This window comes from Mycobacterium sp. E2327 (genome assembly GCF_001672675.1).
Lineage (GTDB): Bacteria > Actinomycetota > Actinomycetes > Mycobacteriales > Mycobacteriaceae > Mycobacterium.
Genome location: NZ_LZKE01000131.1, coordinates 33,023 through 44,435, shown reverse-complemented (window position 1 = coordinate 44,435; position 11,413 = coordinate 33,023). Strand labels below are relative to the sequence as shown.

Sequence of the window (11,413 nt, the reverse complement as noted above, 5' to 3'; positions counted from 1 at the left end):
CCGCGCCCAGCACCAGTGCCCCGCTCAAGACGGAGGCCAATCCGGCTGCCTTCAGAGCCGCGAACATATGCATCCCTTCGGTCGCTTACTCGGAAATAGTGTGGCATAGCGCGCACCCCGGCTACCTACTCCACAGCGGGCGGCGCACCGATGCGCGGCCCGATTCACACCGCTGACCTCGGCAGCTATGAATTGCGTGAGCTTGCCGCGGCAACGTCCTGCTGGGGGTCCAGCATCTGCCGATTGGCCGCCATGCCCGCCAGCGCGGCGCCCATCAGGCCCGCGGAGGCGGTCAGCATCAGCGCGACGCTGCGCTCGTACAACAGTCCGCCCGCCAGCGAGCCGGCCATGATGCCCACCTGAAACGCCGTGACGTACAGGCCCGAGGCCCCGTCGGGGTCGTCGGCGCCGTTGCGCATCGCGGCGGACTGCAGCATCGGCGAGACGGCGGTGGCCATCGCCCCCCACAACACGATGGCCGCGATCCCGATCAGCGCGACTGAATAGGGGGCCACGCCGCGTCCGCCGCCGAACGCGAGCGCGGTCAGCACTACGAATGCGGCGGTCAACCCAGCCATGCAGAACAACACGGCGCCCCGGGGCCGGCGGTCCAGGGGGCGCGCCACCATGCCCACGGCGACCACCCCGGCGGCGCCGTAGGCGGCCAGCACCCAGGCGAGGTTCGGTCCGCGCACGCCGACGACCTCGCGGATGATCACCACGATGTAGGTGTACGACACGAAATGGCCGGTGACGCCGACCATGGTGATGAGGCTGACGACGATCAGGGCGCGGTTGCGGTGGTGCCGCGCCCGCGGGCCGACGCACTTGAGCTGGTCGGCGGACAGCACCAGCTCGGGCAGCAACAGCCAGGCCGCCACGGTCACGACGGCCGCGGCGACGGTGACGCAGACCGCGGCCAGCCGCCAGCCCCACATCAGGCTCAGGGCGGCGGTGAGCGGGCTGCCGATCACCAGCGCCAGGCTGGTGCCGATGTAGATGGACATGGTGGCGCGTCCCGCGTGGCTCGGCGGCACCAACCGGGTGGCGATCGGGGCGATGATCGACCACAGCAGCCCGTGGGTGAGCGCGCACAGCACCCGCCCGACGGCCAGCACCGCGAAGTTCGGCGCCAGCGCCGAGATGAGTTGGGAGACGGTAAGGCAGACCAGGCTGACCACCAACGCCCGCCGGCGCGGCCAGTGCGCCGTCCAGCGCACCAGCGGAAACGTCGACAGCGCCGCCACCAGCGCGTACCAGGTCAGCAGGGTCCCGACCAACACGACGCTGACCTGCAGGTTGCGCGCGATCGCCGAGAGCGCGCCCACCGGCAGGATTTCCGCCGTGACGTAGGTGAAGGCCGCGGCCGCCAGCACCGCCAGCTGCGCCGCGACCCGTGGCGTCCACGTTCGCGCGGCAGTGGTGGCGGCTTCGACAGTCATAGGATCGGGTACGCAATCGGCCGGGCAAGGCTGGTTGGCGAATCACGCTGCACCTACCGTACGCACCGCAACAATAGGTTCCCCGCAGTTAGCGGTTCAACACGCCTACCGAGAAGTGGTCACGAACGGACCAGGCGCGCGATGGCGGCCGACGCCTCGGCCAGCTTGTCGTCCGCCTCGTCGCCTCCCTCGGCCACGGCCCGGGTCACGCAGTGGTTCAGGTGCTCGTCGAGCAGATTCAGCGCCACCGAGCGCAGGGCGCTGTTGACCGCGCTGATCTGGGTGAGGACGTCGATGCAGTACTTGTCTTCCTCGATCATGCGCGCGATGCCGCGCACCTGGCCCTCGATGCGTCGCAGCCGCTTGGCGTAGTTGTCCTTCTGCTGCGAGTATCCGTGCTCGGTCGTCATACACCCATGGTACTTGGTACCCCGACGGGGTATGCCCGCAAATATTGGTTTGGCCGCGCCGCGCATACTTGCACGATGGCCCCTGACATCAAGCCCCGTAGTCGTGACGTCACCGATGGCCTGGAGAAGGCCGCCGCCCGCGGCATGCTCCGCGCCGTAGGCATGGGGGACGAGGACTTCGCCAAGCCGCAGATCGGGGTCGCGTCGTCGTGGAACGAGATCACGCCCTGCAACCTGTCACTGGACCGGCTCGCCAAGGCGGTCAAGGAGGGGGTGTTCTCAGCCGGCGGCTACCCGCTCGAGTTCGGCACCATCTCGGTTTCCGACGGCATCTCGATGGGGCACGAGGGGATGCATTTCTCGCTGGTGTCCCGCGAGGTGATCGCCGACAGCGTCGAGACCGTGATGCAGGCCGAGCGCCTTGACGGCTCGGTGCTGCTGGCGGGGTGCGACAAGTCGCTGCCCGGGATGCTGATGGCCGCGGCGCGGCTGGATTTGGCGGCGGTGTTCCTCTACGCCGGCTCGATCCTGCCGGGGGTGGCCAAGCTGTCCGACGGCAGCGAGCGCGAGGTCACGATCATCGACGCGTTCGAGGCGGTGGGCGCCTGCGCCCGCGGCCTGATGCCCCGCGAGGACGTCGACGCCATCGAGCGCGCCATCTGCCCGGGCGAGGGCGCGTGCGGCGGCATGTACACCGCTAACACCATGGCCAGCGCCGCCGAGGCGCTCGGCATGTCGCTGCCGGGCAGCGCCGCCCCGCCGGCGACCGACCGCCGCCGCGACGGATTCGCGCGGCGCAGCGGCCAGGCCGTCGTCGAGCTGCTGCGGCGCGGCATCACCGCCCGCGACATCCTCACCAAGGAGGCCTTCGACAACGCGATCGCCGTGGTGATGGCGTTCGGCGGGTCGACCAACGCGGTGCTGCACCTGCTGGCCATCGCGCGCGAGGCCGACGTCGAGCTGTCCCTCGACGACTTCAGCCGAATCGGTTCGAAGGTGCCGCACCTGGCGGACGTCAAGCCGTTCGGCCGCCACGTCATGTCCGACGTCGACCACATCGGCGGCGTCCCGGTGGTGATGAAGGCCCTGCTCGACGCGGGGCTGCTGCGCGGCGACTGCCTGACGGTGACCGGCAAGACGGTGGCCGAGAACCTGGCCGCGATCGCCCCGCCCGACCCGGACGGCAAGGTGCTGCGCGCGCTCGCCGACCCGATCCACCCGACCGGGGGGATCACGATCCTGCGCGGATCGCTGGCGCCCGAGGGAGCGGTGGTCAAGACGGCCGGCTTCGACTCCGACGTGTTCGAAGGCACCGCAAGGGTTTTCGACGGCGAACGGGCCGCGCTGGACGCCCTGGAGGACGGGACCATCACCGGGGGCGACGCCGTCGTGATCCGCTACGAGGGCCCCAAGGGCGGGCCCGGGATGCGCGAGATGCTCGCCATCACCGGCGCCATCAAGGGCGCCGGGCTCGGCAAGGACGTGCTGCTGCTGACCGACGGGCGGTTCTCCGGCGGCACCACCGGCCTGTGCGTGGGCCATATCGCCCCGGAGGCGGTCGACGGCGGGCCGATCGCGCTGCTGCGCGACGGCGACCGGATCCGGCTGGACGTGGCCGGCCGCACCCTCGACGTGTTGACCGACCCGGCCGAATTCGAAGCGCGGCGAAGGGATTTCACGCCCCCGGAGCCGCGTTACAAGACCGGCGTGCTGGCCAAGTACGTCAAGTTGGTGAGCTCGGCGGCGATCGGCGCGGTCTGCGGCTAGCCGCCTATGCTATTGCGCCCCAACGGCTATGCGTGGGTGGCCGCCTCGCGCGTGCGGACGCCGAAGTAGGTGGCGTTCAGGCCCAGGACCGTCAGCAACCCGCCCGCGACGACGTTCGACCAGATCATGCCGGCGGTTGCGGTGAACCCGGGCAGCACCCACGGCGCGACGACGAGCCACGCGCCGAGCACCGGCAGCGTCCACGTCATGCCGTGCGCGCGATCCAGCGCGGTTGCGAAACCGTACGACAAGAACGCCACCGCGATGCCGACGATCAGGTCGGACGTGGCAAGCGATCCCGTCGCGCTGAATCCCACCATCCACGGTGACGCCGCCACGTACAGGCCCGTCAGCAGGGCCAGACCGAAGGTGACGTGCGCGCTCATCGACTCGGCGACGCGCTCGTAATTCGCGCGCAGAGCCAACAAATCGGGGTGGTGATCTATTGATGAATGGACCGTACTCATTTTGTGACCTTTCTGTTATGCAGCAAGCCTTTTGGGATTGGCTGCACCCATCCATCCACTGTCAAGATTACGCTCGGGCGTCGCGCAATTCGAGAGACCGCGTAGCGTCGTGGGCGTGGACATCGCGGACCGGCTGCGGCTCGACGTGCCGGTGGGGCAGGCCGGAATGGGCGGCGGCATTGCGCAGGCGCCGCTGGCCGCCGCGGTCGCCGATGCCGGCGCCCTCGGCACCCTCGGCATCGCCACCGCCCGCCAGCTTCGGGCGTCGATCGATCAGGTGCGCGAGCGGGCGCCCGGGCGCGCGGTCGCGGTAAACCTGTTGATGCCCTTCGTCCATCGCCACCACGTCACGGTCTGCGTCGACGCCCACGTGGACGCCGTCGTGCTGGCGTTCGGCGAAAAGCGCGGGCTCGTCGAGCACCTACGCGAGGCGGGAATCTTCGTGTTCGTGATGGTCGGTACCGAGGAGCGGGCGCGTGCCGCGATCGCCTGGGGCGCCGACGGTTTGATCGCCCAGGGACGCGAGGCCGGCGGCCACCTCGTCGGCACCATGCCCGCGCTGGAATTCCTGCCCCGAGCCCTGCGGGCGGCCGGGAAGCGACCGGTGTTCCTGGCCGGCGGCGTCGCCACGGCCGCCGACACGCGCGCCGCGTTGGACGCCGGGGCCAGCGGCGTCATCGCCGGCACGCGGTTCCTGTTGACGCACGAGGCCAATGCGAGTCGCGAGTACCAGCGGCGAGTCATCAACGCGGACAGGACCATTGAGACCGACCTGTTCGGCCTGAGCTGGCCGCTGCGTCACCGGGTGGTGCCCAACGCGGCGACCCGGCGCTGGTGCGGCGACGACGGGAAGGCCAAGGCCCTGCCCGCCGCTCTCAACGCGGTGAGCCGCCCGCTGGCGGTGCTGGGTTATTTCGACGCGGGCGCGCTGATGCGGCTGCAGTCGCCGGGCCGCCCGTTCTTCACCCCTCTGGCACCGGTTTCCGGGGTGCCCGATTCGTGGCTGGACGGCGCCGCCCTGTATGCGGGCGAAACCGCCTTGCGCATCGGCGAACTCACGTCCGCGGCACAGGCGGTCGCCGACCTCACCCCGCGCTGAGGCACTACCGGACCAACGCGACGGCGAAACCGTCCCAGTGCTTGGCGCCGACCGTCTGGATCACCGCGGTGTCCAGCCGGGGGTGCTCGCCCATCAGCTGCAGCGTCCGCCGCGTCGCCCGCACCCGCTCATCATCGCAGTCGGGGTCGAGGATCTGTCCCTCGCGAACGACATTGTCCAGCACGAGGACTGAGCCGGGACGAGCCAGCCGCACCGCCCACTCTAGGTATGCGGCGTAGTTCTCCTTGTCGGCGTCGATGAACACCAGGTCGAAGGGGCCGCCGGTCAGTGTCGGCAACGTGTCGAGCGCGGCGCCGACGATGACCTCGACACGGTCGGCGACGCCGGCGCGCTGCAGGTTGGCCCGCGCGACCTCGGCGTGCCTGGGCTCGTATTCCAGCGTCACCACCCGTCCCTGCGGTCCCACCCCACGCGCCAGCCAGATGGTGCTGAAGCCGCCCAGGGTGCCGATCTCGAGGATGCGGCGCGCTTGGATGGCACCCGCCAGCAGGGAAAGGAATTTGCCCTGCTGCGCCGACACGGCGATTTGGGGTAACCCGGCCGCGTCGCTGGTCTGTAGCGCCGCGGCGAGGGCCGGCTCGTCACCGATGAGTGTGTTGTCCAGGAATGCGTCCACGTCTTGCGGGGTCGGGTTTTCCGTCATGCCGCCAACGCTAGGCCGGGGTGTTTACTAGATACCCATAGGGGGTATATAGTGGAGGTGTCCACGACGACAGAGAAGGGTGATCTGAATGGCCGAATACGACGCGGGAACGTTGCTCAGCTGTGGCCACGAGGGCTGCGGATGTCGCGTTCGCATCGAGGTTCCCTGCCACTGCTCGGGCGCGGGTGAGCCGTACCGCTGCACCTGCGGCGACGAGCTGAGGCCGGTGGAGTAGCCACCCCGGCCGGTCGCGCGCGCGGGCGCAGCGGATCAGCGCCCGAACGCGCGACCGGCCAGCTCCACCCGGGCCTCCAGCCGGAGGGCGGCGGCCGAGGCGCCGACGGCCACCGCGTGACCCCCGGGTTCGATGCGCCAGGTTTGCGCGGCCGCGTCGTACTGGGCGAGCAGCCGCGGATCGGCCTCGATCGTCACCCGGCGGGTCGCGCCGGCCTCGAGCTCCAGGCGCTGAAATCCCAGCAGCCGCAGGCATCGCCCGCCGGGGGCCGCGGTCAAATACAGCTGCGGGACGTCGGCCCCGGCCCGGTCGCCGACGTTGGCGACGGTGAAGCTCGCCGTGACGCTCGCGCCGCCGGTCACCGCCAGGTCCCGATATTCAAAGCTGGTGTAGGACAGGCCATGACCGAACGCGAACATCGGTGCAAGGCCGTTCCTGGCGAACCAGCGGTAGCCGACGTCGGCCCCTTCGAAGTAGTCGATGGTCGTCGGCGTCCCCCACGGGGCCTCCGGCTCGGGCAGCTCCGGGCGCGGCGTCTGGCCCAGGTCCACCGGGAAGGTGATCGGCAGCCGGCCCGACGGATTGACCTGCCCGGCAACGATTTCCGCGATGGCCCGGCCGCCGGCTTGGCCCGGATACCACGCCTGCACGACGGCGTTCACCGAGTCGTGCCACGGCATGGCCACCGGGTTTCCGGTTTCCAGCACCACGACGGTGTTCGGGTTTGCGGCCGCCACCGCGGCGACCAGCGCGTCCTGGCCCCAGGGCAGCGTGAGGTCCGCGCCGTCGAAGCCCTCGCCTTCGGCGCGGACCGCGAAGACGATCGCGATGTCGGCGCGCCGCGCCGCCCGCACCGCCTCGGCCGGGCTGGCGCCGGGATCGAAATCGATCTGCGCGTGCGGAAGTTGGCTGCGCAGCTCGGCGAGCGGGCTCGACGGCAGCAGGTACAGGTTGCGCAACCCGGCCTCGAGGCCCAGGCCACCGAGCGGGATCACGCCGGCGTAGCCGCCGGGTGGGACGACGGTGCTCGAACCGTAGCCCGCGGCGACGCCCAGCTGCGCGTACCCGCCGATGACGGCGATGCGCGCCGCGGACTCGGACGCAATCGGCAGGACGCCGCGGTTGGCCAGCAGCACGATACCCCGCCTCGCGATCTGCAACGCAATGTCGTTGTGCGCGTTCATGTCCGGTGCGGGCGCGGGCTCGGGCCGGTCGATGCCGACCGCGAACATCGACCGCAGGATTCGCCGGACCATGTCGGACAGGCGCTCGGAGGGCAGCGCCCCGGCGGCGTGGGCGGCCCGCAGCGGCTCGCCGAACGCCTCGGATTGCCACAGCAGCGCGTCGATTTGCGCGCCGCACTCCTGGTCGAGGCCGCCCAGCGCGCATTCCCAACTGGGCGTCCCTCCCCAGTCGGACATGACCCAACCGCGGTATCCCCAGGCACCTTTCAGTACCCCGTTGATCAGGGCGTCGTTGGCGGCAGCGTAGTCACCGTTGACCTTGTTGTAGGCCGCCATCACCGCGCCGGGCGAGGAGCGCTCGATGGCGATCTCGAAGGCCAGCAGGTCGGATTCGCGGTGCGCGCCGGGATCGATGACCGCGTTCAGCCAGTGCCGGTTGGTCTCGTTGCAGTTCAGCGAGAAGTGCTTGACCGTCGAGATGACGCCCTGCTCCTGGATGCCGTTGACCGTCTCGGCGGCGATCAAGCCCGTCAAAAGCGGGTCCTCGGAGAGGTATTCGAAGTTGCGGCCGTTGCGCGGGTCGCGGGCCAGGTTCATCGCGCCGGCGAGCTGCACGTTGAACCCGCGGCTGCGCGCCTCGCGGCCGATCACCTCGCCGGCGGTCCGGGCCAGCGCCGGGTCGAAGCCGGCGGCCAGGGCCAGGCCGGCCGGCAACGCGGTGGCAGTGTCGTCCGGGCGGTAACCGGGGTTGGTGACGCCGAGACCGGCGTCGCTCATCAGCAGCGCGGGGACGCCGAGCCGCGGGATCCCGGGCACGTAACCGGCGCTCATCGGGACGCCCGGCGGGATGCGTTCGTCGCGCTGCCCCCACAGCTCTCCCGCGCCCATCACCCCGAGGATCAGCGAGAATCGCTCGTCGTCGGTCATTTGGGCCTCGACCTCGCGGGCCCGCTCGTCCGGATCGCTCACCGCACACCCTCTTTCGCGTACACGACCCGCAGCACGTGCCCGAGTTCGGGGCCCATCACCAGCTCCGCCAGCTCGCAGATGGTCGCGACGAACTCCGGGCCATGCGCCGGCTCGGCGCGGCACAGGTGATGCGCGACCTCGTGCAGCACCACCAGCTCGCGCAGCGCCCAGTCGGCGGTGTCACGGTCGGGAACCGCGATAGTGCCGGCGCCGTCATGGTTTTCGTAGTGCGCCGCGGTGGCGGCCCGCCGCGGCCGCACCCGCAGCGGCGACACGCCGGGCCAGCGCCGTCGTACCGACGGCAGCGCCAGCACCTCGTCGACGTAGCGCTGGACGGAGGCGACCGACCCGAATTTCCCCTCCGGCGGCAGCGTCAGCTGCGTGCCGAAGAATTCGACGGAAGGCAGTCCGTGCTCGGCGGCGCGGTCGAACAACGTCCGGACGAAGTCCTCGGCCGCATAAACCTTGGCGCGCTGCGAATCGCGGGCCTGTGTCACCGCCTCAGAGCGCTCCGCGCGCCCGGCAGTTCGGCGCTGTTCCCGAGCCGCGCCCGCCGACCGGCCCGGTCCCCCGCCCGGCGCGCCGCCGACGAATACCCCGCCGTCGCGCGGCTGACCTGATACGTGCCGCGCGCCTTGGACGCGCCGCGGTAGAAGTCGCGCAGCTCAACGTCCTTGTCCCGCAACGCGATCGCGGTGCCGGGCGGGCGGCGGCGGTCCTTGGTGGCCTCGCGCCTGGCCTCCTCGCGGGCCTCGGCCAGGCGCTGACCGACGCGCGCCCCGAACGCGAGCTGAAAGTTGAGCCGGGCGGTGATCGTCGGTGTTGGGCGGTGCGCACCGGAGGCCAGGTAGGCATCCGACGCGCGCACCATCTGCACGACCAGGCTGGCGTAGAGGGCGTGGGTCGCGTCGATGTCCTCGGCGAACCCGTACGCGTAGACGAACGTCGAGTTCGACGCCACATCGCAGCGCACGTCGTTGGCCAGGGCGATCAGCACGAAAAGCTGCACGTACGTCCGCAGCCCCCGGGTGCCCGCCGCGCCGATGGTGATGGTGCGCTGCGTCGGGGCCTGCACCGGCGAGCGCTTGGCCGCGTGCGAACGCGCCACGGCCAGGTCGATCGAGGCCGCCGTCGCCAGCCGCTGCGCGGCGCTCATGAAGGCGTCCGCCTCGTGCGAGTTGTCGGTGCCCTCGGCCTGGCGCAGCAGCGCGGCGATGCGAGCAAGCATCTTGTCGTCGGTCATACGCGCCAAACTAGCGCAGCGCGACGACACGTCGCCTACAACCGTTTGGAGATCCAGGCGACCACGTCGCCGAGCACCTGCTCGCGCTCCGGCTCGTTGAACACCTCGTGGTACAGCCCGGGGTAGACCTTCAGCTCGACGTCGGTGGACCCCACGCATTCGACCAGGCGGCGGCTGCCGTCGACGGCGATGAGCCGGTCGTCGGAGCCGTGCACCACCAGCAGCGGCGCCGTCAGCGCCGGCGCGCGCTGCGGCATGGTCTGCCCGACCTCCAGCAGCGCCCGCCCGACACCGGCCGGGACTTTCCCGTGGTACACCAGCGGGTCGGCGTTGTAGGCCGCCACCACCGCGGGATCCCGCGAGATCGCCTCGACGTCGAGTTCCTGCACCGGCAGGCCCGGCACGACGACGCCGAGCACCTTCGCGGCCAGGATCATGAACGGGGACACCAGCTCCTGGGCCGCCACCGCCGGGGCCGACAGCACCATCATGTCGTAGTTGTCCGGGCGTTCGACGCCGTAGGCGAACACGATGCCGCCGCCCATGCTGTGCCCGAGGACGATGCACTTCAGGGCGGGATGCTCCCGGGTGGCGATGCGGACCAGGGTGTCGAAATCGGTGGTGTACTCCGTGATGTCCCGCACCAGCATCCGCTTGCCGCCGGAGCGGCCGTGGCCGCGGTGGTCCAGGGCGTAGGTGACCAGCCCGGCCGCGCCGAAACACTGCGCGACGTGGTCGTAGCGGCGGGCGTACTCGCCGAGGCCGTGGGACAGCACGACCACCGCCCGGGGCGCGGTGTCCGGCGTCCAAACGTCGTAGACGATGCGCACGCCGCCGAGGCCGTCGAAGGTGCTTTCGGTGCGCGTAGTCATCACGGGAAGCGTACAAGGGGTAGGCCGGTGTCGGAGACTCTGCGTAGGCTCGTCTGACATGGGGCTGCTCACCGAAGACGTAGAGAAATCTGGCGGTGCCCCGGCGCTCGGCGGGGACTTCTCGACCGACGCCGAGCCGTACCGTCGCGAACTGCTCGCGCATTGCTACCGGATGACCGGGTCGCTGCACGACGCCGAGGATCTGGTGCAGGAGACCCTGCTGCGCGCCTGGAAGGCCTACGACCGTTTCGAGGGCAAGTCGTCGATGCGGACCTGGCTGCACCGCATCGCCACCAACACCTGCCTGACCGCGCTGGAGGGCCGGCAACGCCGGCCGTTGCCGACGGGGCTGGGGACGCCGAGCTCCGACCCCACCGCCGAGCTGGTGGAGCGGAGCGAGGTTCCCTGGCTGGAACCGCTGCCGGAGCTGACGGACGACCCGGCGGACCCGTCGGTCATCGTCGGGTCACGCGAGTCGGTGCGGTTGGCGTTTGTCGCTGCACTGCAACACCTTTCAGCCCGGCAACGGGCGGTGCTGCTGCTGCGCGACGTGCTGCAGTGGAAGGCGGCCGAGGTGGCCGAGGCGATCGGCACCACCACCACCGCCGTCAACAGCCTGCTGCAGCGCGCCCGCACCCAGCTCGAGGCCGTCCAGCCCAGCTCCAGCGACCGGCTGACGGCGCCGGATTCCCCCGAAGCCCAGGACCTGCTGGACCGCTACATCGCGGCGTTCGAGGCCTACGACATCGACGGGCTGGTCGAGTTGTTCACCGCCGAGGCCATCTGGGAGATGCCACCGTACACCGGCTGGTACCGCGGCCCGCGGGACATCATCACGCTCATCCACCAGCAGTGCCCGGCCGAACATCCCGGCGACATGCGCCTGCTCCCCGTGGTCGCCAACGGCCAGCCCGGCGCGGCCATGTACATGCGCGCCGGTGACGTGCACGTGCCGTTTCAGCTGCACGTCCTCGACGTCAGCGACGGCCGGGTATCGCGCGTGGTGGCTTTCCTCGACGGCACCCTATTCGAGAAATTCGGGCTGCCCGCTACCGTGTGAC

The 11,413-nt window shown here is 70.7% G+C and carries 11 protein-coding genes and 1 pseudogene; 4 read left to right on the top strand and 8 right to left on the bottom strand.

Annotated features, from left to right (window positions below):
- Positions 1 to 185: 185 nt before the first annotated feature.
- Together A5712_RS15855 and A5712_RS15850 are read right to left on the bottom strand one after the other, a co-directional pair.
- On the bottom strand, positions 186 to 1,442 hold the full coding sequence (locus tag A5712_RS15855) for an MFS transporter (protein ID WP_068106909.1): 1,257 nt from the start codon (positions 1,440 to 1,442) through the stop codon (positions 186 to 188).
- Between the two features lie 119 nt (positions 1,443 to 1,561).
- Positions 1,562 to 1,852 carry a metal-sensitive transcriptional regulator gene (locus A5712_RS15850; RefSeq protein ID WP_067005235.1) on the bottom strand — a complete coding sequence of 97 codons (291 nt, stop codon included), beginning with the start codon at positions 1,850 to 1,852 and terminating at the stop codon, positions 1,562 to 1,564.
- 75 nt (positions 1,853 to 1,927) lie between these two features.
- On the opposite strand from A5712_RS15850, the gene ilvD reads away from it, so the two are divergent.
- Positions 1,928 to 3,619: a dihydroxy-acid dehydratase gene (ilvD, locus tag A5712_RS15845; protein ID WP_068106907.1), complete on the top strand. Its 1,692-nt coding sequence runs from the start codon at positions 1,928 to 1,930 to the stop codon at positions 3,617 to 3,619.
- Between the two features lie 26 nt (positions 3,620 to 3,645).
- Here the strand turns inward: ilvD and A5712_RS15840 are convergent, their stop codons facing one another.
- On the bottom strand, positions 3,646 to 4,086 hold the full coding sequence (locus A5712_RS15840; RefSeq protein WP_068106905.1) for an SPW repeat protein: 441 nt from the start codon (positions 4,084 to 4,086) through the stop codon (positions 3,646 to 3,648).
- A 115-nt stretch (positions 4,087 to 4,201) separates the two neighbouring features.
- Here A5712_RS15840 and A5712_RS15835 point away from each other — a divergent pair, with 115 nt between their 5' ends.
- On the top strand, positions 4,202 to 5,185 hold the full coding sequence (locus A5712_RS15835) for a nitronate monooxygenase (RefSeq protein ID WP_068106916.1): 984 nt from the start codon (positions 4,202 to 4,204) through the stop codon (positions 5,183 to 5,185).
- A 4-nt stretch (positions 5,186 to 5,189) separates the two neighbouring features.
- Here A5712_RS15835 and A5712_RS15830 read toward each other — a convergent pair whose 3' ends face one another.
- Entirely contained in the window at positions 5,190 to 5,849 is a 660-nt protein-coding gene (locus A5712_RS15830) for an O-methyltransferase (protein ID WP_068106903.1), read from the bottom strand.
- An 88-nt stretch (positions 5,850 to 5,937) separates the two neighbouring features.
- On the opposite strand from A5712_RS15830, the gene A5712_RS30290 reads away from it, so the two are divergent.
- Positions 5,938 to 6,084 (top strand): metallothionein, encoded by a 147-nt coding sequence (locus A5712_RS30290; protein ID WP_081665563.1) that lies wholly within the window; start codon positions 5,938 to 5,940, stop codon positions 6,082 to 6,084.
- 35 nt (positions 6,085 to 6,119) lie between these two features.
- Here the strand turns inward: A5712_RS30290 and A5712_RS15825 are convergent, their stop codons facing one another.
- From A5712_RS15825 to A5712_RS15810, 4 genes are read right to left on the bottom strand one after another with little or no spacing between them, the layout of a single operon-like run.
- On the bottom strand, positions 6,120 to 8,237 hold the full coding sequence (locus A5712_RS15825; protein ID WP_197519405.1) for a glycoside hydrolase family 3 protein: 2,118 nt from the start codon (positions 8,235 to 8,237) through the stop codon (positions 6,120 to 6,122).
- Entirely contained in the window at positions 8,234 to 8,734 is a 501-nt protein-coding gene (locus tag A5712_RS15820; protein ID WP_068106901.1) for a TIGR04338 family metallohydrolase, read from the bottom strand. Before A5712_RS15820 ends, A5712_RS15825 begins: the two co-directional genes overlap by 4 nt.
- Entirely contained in the window at positions 8,731 to 9,480 is a 750-nt protein-coding gene (locus A5712_RS15815) for a DUF2786 domain-containing protein (RefSeq protein WP_068106899.1), read from the bottom strand. Before A5712_RS15815 ends, A5712_RS15820 begins: the two co-directional genes overlap by 4 nt.
- Positions 9,481 to 9,515: 35 nt before the next feature.
- Positions 9,516 to 10,355, bottom strand: coding sequence for an alpha/beta hydrolase (locus A5712_RS15810; protein WP_156766587.1), 840 nt, complete (start codon positions 10,353 to 10,355; stop codon positions 9,516 to 9,518).
- Between A5712_RS15810 and A5712_RS15805 the strand changes: the two are divergent.
- A pseudogene (locus A5712_RS15805) lies at positions 10,303 to 11,412 on the top strand (sigma-70 family RNA polymerase sigma factor). The gene A5712_RS15810 and the pseudogene A5712_RS15805 overlap by 53 nt on opposite strands.
- Position 11,413: the final 1 nt, after the last annotated feature.